Origin of the sequence: Pararcticibacter amylolyticus (genome assembly GCF_003130405.1) — a bacterium.
In the GTDB taxonomy this organism is placed as follows: domain Bacteria; phylum Bacteroidota; class Bacteroidia; order Sphingobacteriales; family Sphingobacteriaceae; genus Arcticibacter; species Arcticibacter amylolyticus.
This window is the reverse complement of the sequence record NZ_QEAS01000015.1, coordinates 90,597-109,888: the sequence shown is the minus strand read 5'-3', so window position 1 is coordinate 109,888 and position 19,292 is coordinate 90,597. Positions and strand designations below refer to the sequence as shown.

Below are 19,292 nucleotides of genomic sequence, written 5' to 3'. Positions count from 1 at the left end.
CTCTGCCGTTCTCCTTACTCCTAATCACCAGTTTATATACATCATACAGGGGCTGACAGCCAATTGCTGACAGCTGAAAGCTAAAAAACCTGCCCGAAGGCAGGTTTTTCTTAAAATGCATACATGCTCTCTGCATCCTTACTTTCGAGTGCAGTGCTTCCGTTCAGGAATTGATCCACACGCCGTGCAGCCTCGCGGCCTTCTGATATCGCCCATACCACGAGCGACTGACCACGGCGCATATCGCCGGCAGCAAATACCTTATGTACATTGGTTTGATATGCACCTTCAGCAGCTTTAACATTGCCTCGGGCATCAAACTCTGTCCCCAGTTGTTCAAGAAGACCCTCTCTTTGAGGGTGGACAAATCCCATCGCCAGTAAAACCAGCTGTGCCGGTAATTCGCGTTCAGATCCTTCCACTTCTTTGAACTTTACAGGACGGCCAAACACATCTGTTTCCCACTCTACGTCCACTACTTTCAACGCTCTGAGATTACCTTCGGCGTCACCAAGAAACTCTTTTGTGTTGATGCCCCAGTTTCTTTCACAACCCTCTTCATGGGAAGTGCTGGTTTTTAACAGCATTGGGTAAGTAGGCCATGGCATACTTTCGGTCCTGGATGCGGGAGGTTTTGGCATGAGCTCAAACTGTGTTACTGATTTTGCTCCGTGACGGTTTGATGTACCTACACAGTCTGACCCTGTATCACCTCCACCTATCACAATCACATCTTTATCTGTGGCCCAGATTGGCTCTTCTTTAAATTCAATATTACTTACACGCTTATTCTGCTGCTTCAGAAACTCCATTGCAAAATAAACACCTTTCAGCTCTCTTCCGGGAGCAGGAAGATTTCTCGGAATTGTTGATCCTCCGGCTAAAACCACTGCATCAAAATTACGGAGGATCTCATCAGCATGGATATCCTTGCCTACTTCGGTATTGCATTTGAACTGAATACCTTCTTCTTCCATCAATGTTACACGGCGTTCTATTACCCACTTTTCAAGTTTGAAATCAGGGATACCGAATCTCAGCAAGCCTCCGGGTTTGTCATCACGTTCAAAAACTGTTACCAGGTGGCCTGCTTTGTTAAGCTGAGCCGCAGCTGCCAGACCTGCAGGTCCTGAGCCGATTACTGCTACCGTTTTCCCGGAGCGGATCAGCGGAGCTTTGGCATTCACCAGTCCTTTTGAAAAGGCTATTTCAATAATATGCTTTTCGATTTCCTCAATAGTTACAGGGGGTTTATTAATCCCCAGGACACACGCCGCCTCACATGGAGCCGGGCAAATGCGTCCGGTAAACTCCGGAAAATTGTTAGTAGAGGTCAGGATACTGTAAGCCTCTTCCCAGTTCTCCTTATAAACCGCATCATTAAATTCAGGGATGACATTTCCCAGCGGGCAGCCCGAATGGCAGAACGGAATTCCGCAATTCATACAGCGGGCTGCCTGGTGATTCAGTTTGTCTTCAGTAAAACATCCTGTAAATTCTTTATAATCATTAATACGTTCCTGGGGAGCTCTTTTTGGAGGTAACTCCCGGCCGTATTCTTTAAAGCCTGTCACTTTTCCCATTTTCTAATTAGCTGGTTGATATTGTGCGTGTTGTAATACTTTTTTATACTCTTTAGGGAATACCTTGATAAACCTGCGGCATTCTTCGCTCCAGTTACTCAAGAGATACAAAGCAAGGTGGCTTTGCGTTAGCTGAAGATGTTTCTTCAGTAACGTAATGATCTGCTCCTCATCTTCACCTGTAAGCGGATCAAGGTCGATCATTTCAGGATTGCAGTTATCTGCAAAGTTTCCGTCCACATCGTATACCCAGGCGATACCGCCGCTCATTCCCGCTGCAAAATTTCTTCCTGTACGGCCCAGAATGAGAGCCCTTCCGCCTGTCATATACTCACATCCGTGATCTCCTACCCCTTCTACTACAGCAGTGGCGCCGGAGTTGCGGACAGCAAAACGTTCACCCGCTTGTCCTCTTACAAACAGCTCACCTGAGGTGGCTCCGTAAAGGGCTACGTTTCCTATAATGATATTCTCTTCTGGTACCAGGGTACTCTCAGCAGACGGGTAAATTGCCAGCCTTGCCCCGGAAAGTCCCTTACCAACATAGTCATTAGCCTCGCCTTCCAGTTCAAAAGAAAGCCCTTTGGCACTGAATGCTCCAAAGCTCTGCCCGGCAGATCCGGTGAACTTAAAATTGATCGTATTATCAGGCAGTCCAGCAGCCTGGTACCTTTTCGAAACCTCGTTAGAGAGAACAGTGCCGATGGTCCTGTCCGTATTCCTCACCGTAAACGTTCCGAATACAGGGGTTTTACTTTCCAGCGCCTGCTGAGCATGCTCCAGCAATTTCCAATCGAGGATATTATCCATTCCATGATCCTGAGCTTCACTGTTGTACAGTGTCTGTTTCGAAGAATTAGTGACAGGATGAAGAATAGCTGAAAGATCAAGAGTACTTGCTTTCCAATGCTTGTTACCTTCTCTTACCTTGAGGAATTGTGAGCGTCCTACCATTTCGTTTATGGTCCGGAATCCGAGGTCGGCCATAATCTCACGGAGTTCTTCTGCAATAAAGCGGAACAGATTTACAATGTGTTCAGGTTTTCCGCTGAACAGCTTACGTAAGTCGGGATCCTGCGTAGCTACGCCGACAGGGCAGGTATTCAAGTGGCATTTACGCATCATAATACAACCTCCGGCGACGAGAGCAGCGGTAGCAACACCCCACTCTTCAGCACCGAGCAAAGCTGCGATCGCAATGTCACGCCCTGTCTTTAACTGGCCGTCTGTCTGCAAGACCACACGGCTTCTTAATTTATTTCTCACCAGCGTCTGGTGCGCTTCAGCAAGGCCAAGTTCCCATGGCAAACCAGCGTGTTTTATTGAACTGATAGGAGACGCTCCAGTTCCACCATCGTATCCGGCAACCAGGATCACATCGGCGTGAGCCTTGGCAACACCTGCTGCAATAGTTCCAACACCAGCTTTCGACACCAGTTTCACATTGATTCGCGCATGACGGTTGGCGTTCTTCAGGTCGAATATCAGCTGCGCCAGATCTTCAATCGAATAAATATCGTGGTGAGGAGGAGGAGATATAAGCCCAACTCCCGGAGTAGAGTGACGCACCTTTGCAATCCATTCATCTACTTTATGTCCAGGCAACTGTCCGCCTTCACCTGGTTTAGCTCCCTGCGCCATCTTAATCTGCAATTCGTCGGCATTTGTCAGGTAGTAAGAAGTGACACCAAAACGGCCTGAAGCAACCTGCTTGATAGAGGAACGCATAGAATCGCCGTTCGGAAGCGGAGTATAACGCATTTCATCTTCCCCACCTTCTCCTGTATTGCTTCTGCCACCTATACGGTTCATCGCAATGGCAAGAGTGCTGTGCGCTTCATGTGAAATAGAGCCAAAAGACATAGCCCCGGTAGCAAAACGCTTCATGATCGCCTCAATCGGCTCCACTTCCTCCAGTGGTACCGGCTCCCGGTGATGAGCAAAGTCAAACAGCCCCCGGAGCGTATACATCTTCTCAGACTGATCATTGATCAGCTTCGCATATTGTTTATAAACCGAATAGTCACCGGTACGGGTGGAATGCTGAAGCAGATGCACAGTCTGCGGATTAAAGAGGTGAGCTTCGCCGCGTCTCTTCCATTGGTATATTCCTCCTTCCGGTAATAGCTGGAACTCTGATTTCGAATGGATAAAGCCCTGATTGTGCTTGAACAGGCTTTCCCGGGCTATTTCATTCAGCCCAAGCCCTCCGATACGCGTGACTGCACCTGTAAAATATTTATCAACGACTTCTTTATTAATGCCGAGGATCTCGAAGATCTGGGCACCATGATAAGATTGCAGCGTCGAAATCCCCATTTTAGAGAAGATCTTCAGCAATCCGTCGCATATAGCTTTTATATAATTTTTTGACAGGTAATTGAAGTCAAGAGAACTTTCCAGCTTACCTTCCTCCTTCAGGGTACGGATAGTTCCTAATGCCAGATATGGGTTAATAGCCGTAGCCCCGAATGACAACAGACATGCAAAGTGATGCACTTCCCAAACGTCTCCTGCTTCTACTACCAGACCTACCTGGCCACGGAAACCTTTCTTGATCAGATGGTGGTGAACAGCCGACACTGCAAGCAGTGAAGGGATCGGCGCATGCTCGGAATCTACCGCCCTGTCCGACAGGATCAACACCTCAAATCCATCTTCTACGGCATCTTCCGCATAGCGGCAAAGCCTTGCTATCCCTTTTTCAAGAGAGCCGGGCTGACCGTCGGCCTTAAAATATGTATAAAGAGTTTTGGCATGAAACAAGCCGGTATCGATACTCCTTAACTTCTCTAATTCGTAATTACTCAATATCGGATGACGCAAAGCCACACAGTGACAATGCATCTTATCTTCATCAAAAAGATTCCCGTTATTTCCGATGAAAGTGGACAGGCTCATCACCATTCTCTCACGGATCGGGTCGATCGGCGGATTGGTCACCTGCGCAAAGAATTGCTTAAAGTAGCTTGAAATATGCTGCGGGCGGTCGGATAATACAGCCAGTGGCACATCGGTCCCCATTGATCCTATTGGCTCTTTTCCATCAACAGCCATCGGCTTAATAATGGTTTCGATATCTTCACGTGTATAGCCAAACACCTGCTGGTATTTCAGTACAGATTCTTTTGACAGATTGGTAAAAGCTATCCTGGGTTCAGGAAGCTCTTCCATCCGGATCTTATAGTTTTCCAGCCACTCACCGTAAGGTTGTGCAGAAGCTACTTTATGTTTAATCTCCTGATCGGTAATAATTTCACCCTCTTCGAGATCAACGAGGAACATTTTACCAGGCTGAAGACGGCCTTTCTTTACAATGATCTTTTCGGGAACAGGCAACGCACCGGCTTCAGAGGCAACAATCACTCTCTGATCGTTGGTGACCGCAAATCTTAACGGACGGAGGCCATTTCTGTCGAGCAAAGCTCCGATCTGCCTGCCATCTGTAAATGTAAGCGCCGCAGGGCCGTCCCATGGCTCCATTAATGTTGCATGAAATTCATAGAAAGCTTTTTTCAATGAATCCATTTGTTCATTGCCGTCCCATGCTTCAGGCACCAGCATCATCATGACGTGGGGAAGTGAACGGCCAGTATGTACAAGCACTTCAACCACGTTATCCAGGCATGCCGAATCTGACTGATTGGCATCGATCACCGGAAGGATAATATCCATTTCTTCTTTAGAGAAGAAAGAAGAAGCATACGACCTTAGACCTGAATAAAACCAGTTGAGATTGCCGGTAAGAGTGTTAATCTCACCGTTATGCGCCATAAATCTGAAAGGCTGCGCAAGCTTCCATGAAGGAAATGTATTAGTAGAGAAGCGGCTGTGAACCATCCCGAACCCGGAGGTGAGGCGCGCATCTGCCAGATCAGAATAGTAAGTCCTCAGCTGGTAGGTAGTTAATTGCCCTTTATAAACAATAACTTTACACGAAAGGGATGCTATATAAAAGTCGCTTCCCTGGTTAACAGTTTCAGAGACAGCCTTGCTTATAAGTCGTCTCAGTACATATAACTTGCGTTCGAATTCTTCTGTGTTGGTAATGCCGGAAGGTCTTTCTATAAACACCTGCTCAACTGATGGTTCAACGGCGAGAGCTGTCTCCCCCACTACCGAAGGGTCTACCGGAAGTTTCCTGAAACCCAGCACAGACAAACCAAGTTTTTCAGCAGAATTAACAATAACAGTCCGGCAGGATTCCTTAATAGCAATCTCTTTAGGAAAGAAGATCATACCGACACCGTAGTGGCCTGGTTCCCCAATGTGAATATCAAGAGAAATACACTCTTCAATAAAGAATTCATGAGGAATCTGCAATAAAATACCTGCACCATCGCCCGTTTCCGGATCGCACCCACATGCGCCCCTGTGCTCCATATTTTCCAGAATGGTTAAAGCATCTGAGACGATCTGGTGCGACTTGTGGCCTTCGATATGGGTAATAAAACCTACCCCACAAGAGTCATGTTCGAACTCAGGGCGATACAATCCCTGCTGGTCATTTTCGATTTGTTTCATCAGATTTATAAATGCAAATTACTAAGTTAAGGATTAACCCTTAAAATTAGGACAATTCAATAATTTTTGTTTATTCTTTAATTCTGCAATAGCAAATATAATTTATTTTACCAATTTACTAAAGCTAAATCTAAAATTTTATTAAAATACTAATTCACTCTTTCGCCAAAACAATTTCGCAGATTCTTTGCAGTGAAATCAATCAACAAGGTACTTAATAAATATAAAAATTCAAATTCTTTTCACCGTTTATGTTATTTTGCTATCTTTGCCCCGGGTTAGTCTTCTACGACCAGCTCCTCTTGAACTCCCCCAGGGTGGGAACGCAGCAAGGGTAGAGAGTCGTAGCGGTGCGATAGAAGGTGCTAGCCCATTTTTTTTCTTCTTTTTCATTTCCAATCCATTTTATTCTTTTTCTTAAGCCGAACGACCAGTGCCATAACGGTGCTATTTATTATTACGTGTTACTTTTACACTAAATATTAAATAAACTATCAGTAACAGTTTAGTATATTAGCACCATATTTTTCAACCGGCGTTGAACAACACATAAATAAAATTGACATGAAATTTTTTATCGACACTGCTAACCTTGCACAGATTAAAGAAGCCCATGAAATGGGAGTACTTGATGGTGTAACAACCAACCCAAGCCTGATGGCGAAGGAGGGAATAACTGGCCAGGATAATGTTATCAACCATTATAAAACAATCTGTGGCATTACTGACGGCGATGTAAGCGCAGAAGTAATAGCTACTACTTACGAGGAGATTATTGCAGAGGGTGAAGCTCTTGCGAAACTTCATGAAAGAATTGTAGTAAAGGTCCCAATGATAAAAGATGGTATAAAGGCGATCAAATACTTCACATCAAAGGGGATCAAAACTAACTGTACCCTGGTATTTTCTGCCGGACAGGCTTTGCTCGCTGCCAAAGCTGGCGCCACTTATGTGTCTCCTTTCATTGGCCGTCTTGATGATGTTTCAACTGATGGCTTAGGCTTAATTGAAGACATCCGGACAATTTATGATAATTACGGATATACCACACAGATCCTTGCCGCGTCCGTCCGTCACCCTATGCATATTGTAGATTGTGCAAAAATAGGTGCCGATGTGATCACAGCACCTCTTTCGGCTATCGCTGCATTGCTGAAGCACCCGCTAACAGACAACGGCCTTGCCCAGTTCCTTGCAGACCACGCAAAAGCTGCGGGCAAATAATATAAAAAGAAGAGTTGCCCGGCGGGCCGGCAACTCTTCTTTTCTCTACATCTCTTTGCTTTTGCCACCTGCTTCTTATATCTGTTCAACATGCAAATGATAGACGTCCTTATTATAGGCGCCGGGCCCATAGGGCTTACCTGTGGAATTGAGGCCGCCAAAGCCGGGCTTTCTTATGTCATAATCGACAAGGGGTGCCTCGTAAACTCCCTTTATAACTATCCGGCCAACATGACATTCTTCTCTACATCAGACAAGCTTGAAATAGGCGGAATACCATTTGTTTCTGTGAATGTAAAACCAACGCGGGCTGAAGCACTTGAATATTACCGGAGGGCAGCATTACATTACCGGCTTAATATCAAGCTTTTCGAACCGGTAATACAGGTGGCAGGGTCCCACGGTAACTTTACGGTCATAACAGGCAAAACAGAATACAGGGCTTCAAACGTAATTGTAGCAACCGGATTTTACGATATACCGGTAAAACTGAACATTCCGGGAGAGGACCTGACAAAAGTGAGTCATTATTACAAAGACCCTCATTATTACGCAATGCAAAAGGTTGCTGTTATCGGAGCCGGAAACTCAGCAGTTGATGCTGCGCTCGAAACGTACCGTAAATCAGCAGAGGTGACGATGATTATTAAAGGTTCCGAAATCGATCCACGGGTAAAATATTGGGTGCGGCCAGATATTGTGAACAGGATAAAAGAAGGAAGTATTAAAGCTTATTTTAACTCCAGTGTTACTGACATCAGGGAAAATGAGATTGATATTGAAAGTCCCGATGGCAATATTACCATCGTAAACGACTTTGTGCTGGCGATGACAGGCTACCGGCCTAACTTCAGCTTTTTGAAAGAAATAGGCATTAATTGCTCCGTAGACGACCGCAAATTGCCGTCTCATGATCCGCTAACCATGGAAACAAATGTTCGCGGTATTTATATGGCCGGGGTTGTGTGCGGCGGGATGGATACCCACACCTACTTTATAGAAAACTCACGAGAACATGCCTTACGGATCGCCCGGCACATTGCAGATCACAGCATTAAACAATAGCATGTTCCAGCTTTACAGGTTTGCTCATTGTCATATTCCTGAATAAAAAGACCGGCTCTCAGAGCAGAGAACCTGCCGGAACGCTGTAATAGCCGCGTTTCAAACCTATAATCATTACCATAAGCCCGGGACACTACTTCTAACACATAACGGTCATTTGTCCGATTCCCTTTCGCTCCGTATCTTTGCATCAATGAATACACGGGATTTGCTGCAGCGCGCTCTGAATTTTGATTTTCTGTCGATTGAAGAAGGTGTATATCTCTTTAAAAACGCTTCCACTCCGGAGCTGATTTATATCGCGAATGAATTACGTAAGATCCAAGTTCCGCATGGGAAAGTGACATGGCAGATAGACAGGAATTTAAATACAACCAACGTCTGCATTGCGAATTGTAAGTTTTGTAATTTCTTTAGACGCCCGGGTCATACTGACAGCTATATTACGGACATCGAAACGTATAAGGTTAAAATAGAAGAAACCTTCAGATACGGAGGAGACCAGTTGCTTTTACAGGGTGGCCACCACCCCGATCTGGGACTTTCGTTTTATACGACACTGTTCAAACAACTGAAAGAACTCTACCCCACCCTCAAACTTCATTCACTCGGACCTCCGGAAATTGCACATGTTGCCAAATTAGAGGGTATGAGCCATACAGAAGTGCTGCAAGCGCTTATGGAGGCCGGCCTGGATTCTCTTCCCGGTGCGGGCGCGGAAATACTCAATGACCGTGTGAGGCGACTGATCTCAAAAGGCAAATGCGGAGGGCAGGAATGGCTTGATGTTATGAGGGCCGCACACAAACTTGGGCTTACCACTTCGGCTACGATGATGTTCGGGCACGTAGAAACCATAGAGGAACGGTTCGAACATCTTGCATGGATCAGGCAGGTTCAATCGGAGAAGCCCGAAGGGGCCAAAGGCTTTATTGCGTTCATCCCCTGGCCTTTCCAGGACGACGGCACTCTCCTTAAGCGTGTAAGAGGCATCAGCAATCAGGTCACAGCAGATGAGTATATCCGGATGATCGCCCTAAGCAGGATTATGCTTCCCAATATCAAAAACATCCAGGCATCCTGGCTGACCGTTGGTAAAAACGTCGCACAGATATGCCTTCATGCTGGTGCAAATGATTTCGGCTCGATTATGATCGAAGAAAATGTTGTCAGCGCTGCGGGCGCCCCCCACCGCTTCACCTCGGCTGGGATCCAGAAAGCTATCCGTGAAGCAGGATTTCAACCGCAGCTTCGTAACCAGCAATATGGATTCAGGGAACTACCGCCGCAGCTGGAGCAGCAACAGATAACTTATTAAGTTGCCGCGGGAAAGTTATAAGGTGAATACAGAAAGCTAAAGGGAATACCCCCTCCAGCGATGGATGCCGGTTGCCAATAGCTTATAGCTAATAACCGATAGCTATAATATCTCCGGATATTTTATTACTTTCACCAAAATTACCATATGCTCCTGAATGCCCTTATTGTCGACGACGAAGAATACAGCAGAAAATCCCTGTATTACCTGATTCAGGAACACTGTCCTGAAGTGAGGGTTGAAGGGATTGCAAAATCAGTTGCTGAAGCGAGAGAGCTGATCAGAGAAACTCATTTTGATCTCACCTTTCTTGATATCGCAATGCCAAAGGAGAGCGGTTTCGAACTGCTTCCGGATCTCCAGGAAAGAGGTATAATGGTGATTTTCACCACTGCGTATGACCAATACGCACTTAAAGCTTTAAAAGCAAGCGCTGTCGATTATCTGCTCAAACCTACAGATATTGAAGAACTGCAACAAGCGGTAAAAAAGGCTCATGACTGGGTAAAATTGAGATCGGAAAGCCAACCGGCGGAACCGGGCTTTGAAGACGAGAGCAAAATTACCCTTTCCCATACAAATGGCTTTGATGTTGTGGATACAAGTGACATTGTTTATATTGAAGCAGACAGCAATTATTCTATATTTCATCTGAGTAACAACGAGAATATCGTCATATCCAAACCCCTGAAAGAATTCGAAGAAATGCTTACAGCCCGGAATTTCCTGAGGATACACAAGTCGGTGATCATAAATTTCAGATATGTAAAGGCATATTCACACAAAAACGGACTTCAGGTTATTTTAAATAACGATATAACCCTTCCTGTATCAAGAAGAAGGTCTAACGAATTTCAGGAACGGGCAAAATCGTATTTTAAGAGCTAGGCAAACTACACAAAGTAAGGATACAGCATGGCACCCGTTAAAAATCAAGGGAAACAGCGAACACCGAAATACCTCTGTATTATTCTGTTCTTCGCAATGCTAACCGGTTATGCTGCCGCACGTGCTGAAACCCTTAATTTTCGTAACTACACTGTAAAGGATGGACTTGCCAACTCGACAGTCTATTACATCTTCCAGGACTCAAAAGGGTTCGTCTGGTTTGCAACTGAAAGCGGGGTTAACAGGTTCGACGGTCATAAATTTGAACTGTTCACGATGGACAACGGGCTTTCAGATAACGAAGTCCTTCAGATAGAGGAAGATTCACAGGGAAGGATCTGGTTTCTAACCCTTAACGGGCGGCTCTGTTTCTTTCATAATAATCGCTTTTCCAACCCATCCAACAACAGTCTCCTGAAGAAAGCGGTTTCTCCCGGCAGTTTCATTTCTTTTTACGAAGATAACGACCATAATTTATGGTTTGGCACTAATCAGAACAGGCTGCTGAGAATAGACAGATCCAACAATGTGAATTTCTATTCGTCGGATAAATATTCATTTTCTAATTGCCGTGCTTTTCATTCGGGAAATCAGAATATACTGGTACTTAACAAGCTCTTCGCTTTTCTCTTTAAAGGTAAAACCTACTCGCCCTTCACCTCCCGGTATCTGCCCGTCTCCCCCAAATCATTCTTTTTTGACAAGGAGAGGCAATCAACGCTCTTTTTATCTCCGGAAGGACTGGTAGAGTATCAGGACAACAGTTTCCGGCTTAAGTCACGGCTAAAAGATCTTAGCCCTTCTTCTGCAGGCAGCATTCTGCTCACAGATCGCCAGTCACTGTGGATTGGTACGATGGGCGAAGGCATTTCCATATACAAACGCCTGGATCAATCTCCGGAGCAACACCTGAAGGGCGAGAATATCACACATCTTACAAAGGATAAAGAAGGAAATATCTGGGTGGGAACAATTGGCAGCGGAGTATACATGCTTCCATTCTATACGGCCAACACTCATCATCTTACGAATAGAGACGGACTCAGCAGTAATGCAATAACAAAAGTGATAAAGGCCGGCCAGCGGCTGGTACTGGGACTCAGGTCGGGAAACCTTGATATCATTAGCCGGGATGGTATCACCCATAAAACTTTCAACGGAACCAATACCTACAACCCTGTAAAGCACCTGTACTACGACAAAAACAGGAACTCAATATGGTACGCTTCAGACAACCGACTACTGGAGCTTCACCCTAAACTAGGCGATATCAACATACTGGATACACATATAGCCTATGCAATTAAGTCGTTTAGCTTCAGCCGGACCGGAGATCTTGCTGTCGCCCATGCTTCGGGGGTATATGTCAGGGGCAAAAACGGGCCTGTACTGCCAGATTCATCTCTGAAGCGCCCATGCTTCCTGCGGCGGGCGTTTGAGGTTTACTATGATTCGCAAAACCGGCTATGGTTTTCCAACATTCTTGGATTACAATACTACAGGGACGGTCGTATCACTGAATTATATAAAAAGTTTCCTGTTCTTAAACAGAGGGTCACAGACATCGGAGAACTCCCTGATAAAACCATCGTCTGCAGTATCTACGGATTCGGGGTAGCTGTCATTCAGAATGATAAACTAACAGCCAGATTCACGACAGCAAACGGGCTTCCCAGCAATATCTGCAAGAAAATTTTCATTGAAAAGAACAAAGCATGGATAGTGACCGGCAAAGGTTTGAGCCTGATTGATTTCAGTAAGAAAAACGTGGTTAATTACACCACAGAGGATGGGCTCATCTCCAATGAAATCAACGATATCTATGCTGAAAATGATACGGCGTACATCGCCACCAACAACGGACTGTCCATATTCACTCCTGTTCGCTACCAGCAAAGGGAACCTCCTCCTCTATACATGAAGGCTATTGAAATCAATAAAAAGCATTTCAGATATACCGGAGATTTCTCTTTATCCCATAAGCAAAACAATATAACGGTCAACTTTGTCGCTTTAGACTATGCTCATCCGGCGGCTGTACATTACAGATACCGTTTGCGCCATAGCTCCCGCTGGAACGAAACACAATCGGGCACTCTGGAATTCGGATCGCTTGAGCCCGGCGACTATCACCTGGAGATCAAAGGAAAAAGCTTAAACACTCCCTGGAGCGAACCAATTAAAATGAACTTCACAATCAGACCTCCGTTCTGGAGAACATGGTGGTTCATCTTAATCACAATAGGAATATCCGTGATTGGCTTATTCTTTGTGATCAAGAATTATTTTAAGGCCAAACAGGCCGAAGAAAAGAAAAGACTAATTACCAAAACGAAAATCATATCGCTCGAACAGCAGGCATTACAAGCGATGATGAATCCTCATTTTATCTTTAATGTAATGAACTCCATTCAGTATTTCATCAACACGAAAGACCGCACGATGGCGAATCAGGCTCTTACCGGCTTTGCGAGATTAATCAGGAAAAACCTTGAAATATGCAACAAAAGCTATATCAGTATTGAAGAAGAGCTAAATTACCTCAACCTCTATCTCTCGCTTGAGAAATTAAGGTTTGGAGATAAGATGAAATATACCGTCAGTGTGGATGAAGAAATAGACCTCCAGTCGACTTATCTTCCCTCTATGCTCCTGCAACCCTATGTTGAAAATGCAATCTGGCATGGCATTATGCCGAAAGATGATGACGGAAATATTCTTATTGAAATACGAAAATCTAACGAATACCTGCGCGTTATCATCACAGATGATGGCATTGGCATTGATAATTCCAGGCTGTTTAAAAAGGGCGACCACATCAGCAGGGGCATGCAGCTTACCATGCAACGGGTTGAACTGATCAACAAGTTTAAGAAGCGCTTGATTAAAATCGAGGTAAAACAATTACTCTCCGGCGGGACAGAAGTGAGTATTTCACTCCCACTTCAACCGTTTACTAACTGAGACCAACCGGACACTCAAAACTTTCTTATATTAATCCACATAAACTTAATATTGCATATATATTCTGAATTTTTAAGGATCAAAAATATTTTTATCTAAGTGTGTGTTTAGCGGCTGGAGCTTCCCAAAAGTTTCACCGCTTTTTTGTTTACAGGCCTTTCCCGGCAATGATTTTTCCATTAGATTTGCCGCCCTAAGTGGAAAATATCAGATTAAATATCGAAGCCCTCATTTTTGCATCAGAGCAAAGCGTATCTGTAAAGGAAATACAGGCGGTCATAATGGCTGTATCGGGAGAGGAATTCAGCGAAGAGGAAATTAAAGAACATGTAACGGCCATTCAGGCCAAGTACGAAGACGGCGGATTTGCGATAGGGCTGCTGGAGATTAACGGAGGATATCAGTTCCTTACCAGAGCTGACTATTATCAGTTAGTACACCAGTTGCAGATACAGCGCTCGAAGAAAAAATTAAGCCAGGCGGCGCTTGAAACACTTGCTATTATTGCCTACAGACAGCCGGTAACAAAGCTTGAAATCGAACAGATAAGGGGCGTAAGCTGCGACTATACTATTCAGAAATTACTCGAAAAGGAGTTGATTGCCATCACCGGTAAATCCGATGGCATCGGCAAGCCACTCTTATATGGCACCAGCTCCTTGTTCATGGATTATTTCGGAATCAGGAACAATTCAGAATTACCTCAGTTGAAAGACTTTACAAATGACGAAAATGAAATTGGCGAAAAGACGGAATAATTTTCAACAGGTCGCTTCAGGCATATCTATTTTCTTTTATTTTTGAAACAACAAAAAATAAAATAACACTGAATATTAATTTCTTATTATTTTTAGAACGCTTAACCGAATACTTTATTTAACAATGAAAACGCCAAAAAAGAAGTCTGGAACGAGTAAGAGCACAGTAAGCGGCGCTAAAAGTTCAAACATTAAGCCTGCGGATTCAAAAACGAAAAGCCGCTTTAATGAAGAAGATGATGATTTTGATGAACCGCTGGAAGATTTTCAGGGGTTTAATGATTTTAATGAGTATGACGAAGACGACGATTATTAGATCTTAAAATAAGTCCTGAAGCATTCAATTAACTGAATGCTTTTTTATTACAATTATCATACAGAGGGGAGTACATTATACAGGATGCCGTCAATTAATATATTACGTGCATCTTTAGTGTTATTTTATGGCGATTACAGAAGTAAGGGGCAAGAAATCTATTAAAGAGTTTTTAGATGTTGCGAGAGAAATATATAGAAACGATACAGTATGGGTTTGCCCGCTTGATAGTGATATAGAAGCTATCTTCGATCCGGAAAAGAACAATTTTCATCATCATGGCATCATAACCAGATGGGTTTCAAAAGATTCTTCGGGAAAATTGACCGGTCGCATTGCAGCCTTCGTTAACTATGAAAAAACAACATCTGCTCAGGCTCCTGTGGGGGGAATTGGTTTCTTTGAATGCATAAACGATCAGGATACCGCAAATGCCCTTTTTGATACTGCAAAAGTATGGCTGCAGTCGCATGGTATGACCGGTATGGATGGTCCCATTAATTTTGGGGAAAATGATGCATTCTGGGGACTCCTGGTGGAAGGATTTACCCATCCTTCTTATGGCATGAATTATCATCCTCCCTATTACAAGTTACTCTTTGGAAACTACGGATTTGCTCCCTTGTATGAACAGATCACGAACCACCTCGATGTCAATAAGCCCTTTCCCGCGCGGTTCACTAAAATTGCAGAATGGGTAATTAAGAAACCGGGCTATACGTTCGAACACCTCCGCGTAAAAGAGATTGATAAGTTTGCCGCAGACTTTATGGAAATCTATAATGACGCCTGGAGTAACTTCGAAAACTTCGCTCCCATAAATAAAACAACCATAACGGAATCTTTCCACAAGATGAAGGCAATAATGGACGAAAACTTAATCTGGTTCTCGTATGTAAACGGCGAACCAGCGTCTTTCGTCATTATCCTTCCCGATGCCAACCAGATCATCAAAAAATTTAACGGAAAACTTGGCTTGGTAGAGAAGCTCAAATTCGTTTACTACAGGTGGAAAGGAGTCTCCAGAATGAGAGCAATTGTAATGGGAACAAAAAAGGCATATCAGAAACACGGTCTTGAATCGGCAATGTTCATCAAACTCAAAGAATATGTCCTTCCCTTAAATCAGTACAAAGAACTGGAACTTTCCTGGGTTGGCGACTTTAATGATAAGATGCTGGCTATACATGAAGCTACCGGAGCCGTATTCGGGAAAAAGCATGTTACTCTGAGGAAGATGTTCAACCAATAAAGAGATGCTCCGGAAAAGGCCCGGCGGCATCTTTAAGCGAGCAGCTTCGAACGTCTGATTTCTTCGAAAAGATCTATAATCTTTTTCTGCAACTGAATCACTTCCGATTCTCTTTCCTGCAATCGCTTGGATATAGTCTCCAGTTCGGTGATATACTTCTCTTGCTGCTCAGTATCGTTATAAGTTAGTAATTGTACTACTGTCATATCAAAAAGCTTAGAGATCTGTTCTAAACGCGAAAGGTTAATATCTGTAATTCCGGTTTCAATCTTTGAGAATGCAGGGATAGAAATATCTAACCTTTTTGCTACATCCTCCTGGCTCCAACCCTTTTGGTGCCGCAAAAGCCTTATCTTTTTGCCTAAAGTTTTCATTCCTTGTTTATCCTCCTTTACCCAGGGCAGTATCTGCCATCACAGTCAGGTCCATCCCACCGAAATTTCCCGAACTCATGAGAAGCAAATTTTTCCCTTTATAATTAATAGAACTCAAAAATTTGACCAATATTTCATTATTGTTGAAAAAATTTAACTGGCTGTTACCAAATGCTTCTTTAACTTCATGTTCGCCATAAGCATTCATCTTTTTTTGTTCAAAAGTTTCCTTACTGATAAAAACCACAGGCACATCAGCAGGATCCATACTTCCCTTATATTCCTTCAGAAAGTCGCGGTTTAAGCTGCTGAAAGTATGAAGCTCTATCACAGCAACCAGCTCTCTTTCAGGAAATTGCTCTTTAACAGCCTCAATCGTTGCCTTAAGCTTGGAAGGAGAATGAGCAAAATCCTTATATACCACCGTATCCGCATTTTTTCCTAACAGCTCCAGGCGCTTTGAAGCTCCTTTAAAAGATGAAATAGCAGAATAGAACTGCCCGTCGCTGATTCCCAACTTAGAACAAACGCCATGAGCGGCCTCAATATTGTACAGATTATGCTTACCAAACACAAGAATCGGAATATTCTTTTCTCCCACGTGAAGAATGGTAATGCCATCAGAAACTGAATATTCGGTAGCTGAGTATCCTATTTTTGATACACTTGCACCTGATTCCTGTACAATTTTGTTCACAATCCTGTCCTCCTGATTGTAAATGATCGTTCCTCCCGGAATAATCGTCTGAAGAAAAATTTTAAACTGCTCAACGTAGTTGTCAAATGTCGGGAAGACATTAATATGGTCCCATGCAATACCGCTTATTACACCAATGTTTGCCTGGTAAACATGAAACTTCGGCCTTCGGTCGATCGGAGAAGTCAGATACTCGTCTCCTTCTATAATAATGACGCCTGCGTCAGACAGCTTCACCATTGTCTCAAATCCCTCAAGCTGCGCTCCCACCAGATAGTCAAAATCTTGACCGCTTTCCTTCAGCACATGAAGAATCATCGACGTAATAGTGGTCTTGCCATGGCTCCCTCCTACCACTACACGGATTTTGTCCTTCGACTGCTCATATATATATTCAGGATAAGAGTAGATCTTCAGTCCGGCCTCCCGGGCTCTTAAAAGCTCAGGATTGTCATCTCTGGCATGCATACCAAGTATAACAGCTTCTATATCCGCTGTAATATTCTCAGGATACCAGCCCATCTTTTCGGGCAGAATATCATATTTTGCCAGGCGGGACCTGGAAGGCTCATAAATAGCATCATCTGATCCCGAGACATCGTGACCTTTTTGCTTCAGGGCTATCGCCAAATTGTGCATGGCACTTCCACCGATAGCAATAAAATGTATCCGCATTTGAGGTTAAATCAAAAAGAATTTTTTTCCTAATTATTAAACAACCTGTTTCTTTAAAAGTTTCAGTGCAACCCAGTTATCAAGTTTCTTTTGCGATGTATACTCCAGGGAATATTTCGCAGCTTCTTCCAGGAGCAGGGGACAGTCGACCTCGTAAAAACCACTTAAATATAAAGAGCCTCCTGTATCCAGGATTTCAGCATACCTGTAAATCTGCTCCAGGAGGATGTTCCGGTTTATATTGGCAAAAATTATATCTGTCCTTATATCCGGAATAGCTTCAGCTGATCCGCAGAAAACCTGTATTTCCGATGTATGATTCAGCACAGAATTTTCTTTTGTACTTTCATAGCACACCGGATCAAAATCAATCGCTGTTACTCCTGAAGCACCAAGTTTTGCAGCCAGGATCGCAAGAATGCCTGTTCCGCAGCCCATATCAAGAACCGTTTTGCCCCTCAGGTTTTCTTCCAGCATAAATTCCATCATCATAGAAGTTGTCTGATGGTGTCCTGTTCCGAAAGACATCTTTGGGTCAATGACAATCTCATAAGGATATTCAGGATGGGGGGCGTGAAAGGTAGCACGGATATAACACCGGTCGCTGATGACGATCGGTTCAAAATTACTCTCCCATACCTCATTCCAGTTTTTCTGGGGAATAAATGTAAAATGATAACTAAAAGCGAACATCTCTTCAAACGGCTTCAGATGCTGCCGAAGAGTCAGTTCGTCATAGCTTTCCGACGAAATATAAGCATTAAAGCCATCAGCAGTATCTTCAAAGGTATCAAAGCCTGCTTCTGAAACAGCATTCAGAAGCAGGTCCTTGTAAAAATCCTCCTGAGCGTCTACCCTGAAACTAAATTCAAAATAATCCAACTCTATTTATTAAATACTTTTACTATTTCTGTAAAATCGCGGGATTTAAGAGATGCACCTCCAATCAGGCCTCCGTCAATATCCTTCTGAGAGAAAAGTTCAGGAGCATTTCCCGGATTACAGCTTCCTCCGTAAAGGATAGTGGTATTATCTGCAATGGCATCCCCGTAACGGCTTTCTATTTCCTTACGAATAAACGCATGAACTTCCTGAGCCTGCTCTGGTGAAGCAGTAACGCCTGTTCCGATCGCCCAAACAGGTTCATAAGCTAACACCACATTTGCAAAATCCTCTGCTGTAAGATGAAATACACCTTCAGCAAGCTGTGTCTTTATCACATCGAAATGAATGTTGCTGTTACGCTCCTCTAGTGTTTCACCGATACAAAAAATCGGCTTCAAACCATTTTTAAGCACCATATCCGTTTTCTTTGCAAGCAATTCATTGCTTTCAGCAAAGTACTGGCGGCGTTCTGAATGCCCAAGAATAACATATTCGCTGCCGATGGACTTAATCATCGCGGCCGAAATCTCGCCTGTATAAGCACCGGCATCTGCCTGATGACAGTTTTGCGCACCGATGCTGATCTTAGGATGTTGGTTTGCAAGCTGGACAAGACTGTGAAGATGAACAAAGGGCGGACATACAATTACTTCCTGATCTCCTCTTACTTCATCTTTTATCATATTAATGATCTCTGAAAACAGACTTACCCCTGAGGTATAGTCCATATTCATTTTCCAGTTACCGGCTACTATTTTTTTTCTCATCG

The 19,292-nt window shown here is 43.8% G+C and carries 14 protein-coding genes and 1 other RNA gene; 9 read left to right on the top strand and 6 right to left on the bottom strand.

The window, feature by feature from the left end; translation table 11 throughout:
- Nucleotides 1–110: 110 nt before the first annotated feature.
- A complete protein-coding gene (locus DDR33_RS17740) occupies nt 111–1,583 on the bottom strand; it encodes a glutamate synthase subunit beta (protein ID WP_109417145.1) in 1,473 nt (490 codons plus the stop codon).
- A 3-nt stretch (nt 1,584–1,586) separates the two neighbouring features.
- A complete protein-coding gene (gene gltB / locus DDR33_RS17735; RefSeq protein ID WP_109417144.1) occupies nt 1,587–6,107 on the bottom strand; it encodes a glutamate synthase large subunit in 4,521 nt (1,506 codons plus the stop codon).
- 275 nt (nt 6,108–6,382) lie between these two features.
- On the opposite strand from gltB, the gene ffs reads away from it, so the two are divergent.
- The 9 genes from ffs to DDR33_RS17690 all read left to right on the top strand — a co-directional run bounded on the left by ffs (nt 6,383) and on the right by DDR33_RS17690 (nt 15,892).
- Nucleotides 6,383–6,481: signal recognition particle sRNA small type (ffs, locus tag DDR33_RS17730), an RNA gene on the top strand.
- 190 nt (nt 6,482–6,671) lie between these two features.
- Nucleotides 6,672–7,331 carry a fructose-6-phosphate aldolase gene (fsa, locus tag DDR33_RS17725; RefSeq protein ID WP_109417143.1) on the top strand — a complete coding sequence of 220 codons (660 nt, stop codon included), beginning with the start codon at nt 6,672–6,674 and terminating at the stop codon, nt 7,329–7,331.
- 96 nt (nt 7,332–7,427) lie between these two features.
- Nucleotides 7,428–8,396, top strand: a complete 969-nt coding sequence (locus tag DDR33_RS17720) for a YpdA family putative bacillithiol disulfide reductase (RefSeq protein ID WP_394341122.1) — start codon at nt 7,428–7,430, stop codon at nt 8,394–8,396.
- A 193-nt stretch (nt 8,397–8,589) separates the two neighbouring features.
- The gene (mqnC, locus tag DDR33_RS17715; RefSeq protein WP_109417141.1) at nt 8,590–9,714 is read left to right on the top strand and encodes a cyclic dehypoxanthinyl futalosine synthase; all 1,125 of its coding nucleotides are present in this window, start codon (nt 8,590–8,592) and stop codon (nt 9,712–9,714) included.
- Between the two features lie 147 nt (nt 9,715–9,861).
- The gene (locus DDR33_RS17710; RefSeq protein ID WP_109417140.1) at nt 9,862–10,602 is read left to right on the top strand and encodes a LytR/AlgR family response regulator transcription factor; all 741 of its coding nucleotides are present in this window, start codon (nt 9,862–9,864) and stop codon (nt 10,600–10,602) included.
- A gap of 96 nt (nt 10,603–10,698) precedes the next feature.
- On the top strand, nt 10,699–13,566 hold the full coding sequence (locus DDR33_RS17705; protein ID WP_158280792.1) for a ligand-binding sensor domain-containing protein: 2,868 nt from the start codon (nt 10,699–10,701) through the stop codon (nt 13,564–13,566).
- A gap of 197 nt (nt 13,567–13,763) precedes the next feature.
- Complete coding sequence (gene scpB / locus DDR33_RS17700) at nt 13,764–14,324, top strand: SMC-Scp complex subunit ScpB (RefSeq protein WP_109417138.1); 561 nt, start codon at nt 13,764–13,766, stop codon at nt 14,322–14,324.
- Between the two features lie 124 nt (nt 14,325–14,448).
- Nucleotides 14,449–14,640 (top strand): hypothetical protein, encoded by a 192-nt coding sequence (locus tag DDR33_RS17695; protein WP_109417137.1) that lies wholly within the window; start codon nt 14,449–14,451, stop codon nt 14,638–14,640.
- Between the two features lie 127 nt (nt 14,641–14,767).
- Nucleotides 14,768–15,892 (top strand): N-acetyltransferase, encoded by a 1,125-nt coding sequence (locus DDR33_RS17690; protein WP_109417136.1) that lies wholly within the window; start codon nt 14,768–14,770, stop codon nt 15,890–15,892.
- A gap of 32 nt (nt 15,893–15,924) precedes the next feature.
- Here the strand turns inward: DDR33_RS17690 and DDR33_RS17685 are convergent, their stop codons facing one another.
- From DDR33_RS17685 to tpiA, 4 genes are read right to left on the bottom strand one after another with little or no spacing between them, the layout of a single operon-like run.
- Nucleotides 15,925–16,266, bottom strand: a complete 342-nt coding sequence (locus DDR33_RS17685) for a helix-turn-helix domain-containing protein (RefSeq protein ID WP_109417135.1) — start codon at nt 16,264–16,266, stop codon at nt 15,925–15,927.
- Between the two features lie 7 nt (nt 16,267–16,273).
- Nucleotides 16,274–17,638, bottom strand: coding sequence for a UDP-N-acetylmuramate--L-alanine ligase (locus DDR33_RS17680; RefSeq protein ID WP_109417134.1), 1,365 nt, complete (start codon nt 17,636–17,638; stop codon nt 16,274–16,276).
- 36 nt (nt 17,639–17,674) lie between these two features.
- Nucleotides 17,675–18,520, bottom strand: coding sequence for a 50S ribosomal protein L11 methyltransferase (prmA, locus tag DDR33_RS17675; RefSeq protein ID WP_109417133.1), 846 nt, complete (start codon nt 18,518–18,520; stop codon nt 17,675–17,677).
- Between the two features lie 2 nt (nt 18,521–18,522).
- Complete coding sequence (gene tpiA / locus DDR33_RS17670; RefSeq protein ID WP_109417132.1) at nt 18,523–19,290, bottom strand: triose-phosphate isomerase; 768 nt, start codon at nt 19,288–19,290, stop codon at nt 18,523–18,525.
- Nucleotides 19,291–19,292 lie beyond the last annotated feature (2 nt).

Bases quoted from the DNA above. Each gene is read 5' to 3' on its own strand.
- DDR33_RS17740 (WP_109417145.1), bottom strand. From the start codon at position 1,583: ATGGGAAAAGTGACAGGCTTTAAAGAATACGGCCGGGAGTTACCTCCA.
- gltB (WP_109417144.1), bottom strand. From the start codon at position 6,107: ATGAAACAAATCGAAAATGACCAGCAGGGATTGTATCGCCCTGAGTTC.
- fsa (WP_109417143.1), top strand. From the start codon at position 6,672: ATGAAATTTTTTATCGACACTGCTAACCTTGCACAGATTAAAGAAGCC.
- DDR33_RS17720 (WP_394341122.1), top strand. From the start codon at position 7,428: ATGATAGACGTCCTTATTATAGGCGCCGGGCCCATAGGGCTTACCTGT.
- mqnC (WP_109417141.1), top strand. From the start codon at position 8,590: ATGAATACACGGGATTTGCTGCAGCGCGCTCTGAATTTTGATTTTCTG.
- DDR33_RS17710 (WP_109417140.1), top strand. From the start codon at position 9,862: ATGCTCCTGAATGCCCTTATTGTCGACGACGAAGAATACAGCAGAAAA.
- DDR33_RS17705 (WP_158280792.1), top strand. From the start codon at position 10,699: ATGCTAACCGGTTATGCTGCCGCACGTGCTGAAACCCTTAATTTTCGT.
- DDR33_RS17695 (WP_109417137.1), top strand. From the start codon at position 14,449: ATGAAAACGCCAAAAAAGAAGTCTGGAACGAGTAAGAGCACAGTAAGC.
- DDR33_RS17690 (WP_109417136.1), top strand. From the start codon at position 14,768: ATGGCGATTACAGAAGTAAGGGGCAAGAAATCTATTAAAGAGTTTTTA.
- DDR33_RS17685 (WP_109417135.1), bottom strand. From the start codon at position 16,266: ATGAAAACTTTAGGCAAAAAGATAAGGCTTTTGCGGCACCAAAAGGGT.
- DDR33_RS17680 (WP_109417134.1), bottom strand. From the start codon at position 17,638: ATGCGGATACATTTTATTGCTATCGGTGGAAGTGCCATGCACAATTTG.
- tpiA (WP_109417132.1), bottom strand. From the start codon at position 19,290: ATGAGAAAAAAAATAGTAGCCGGTAACTGGAAAATGAATATGGACTAT.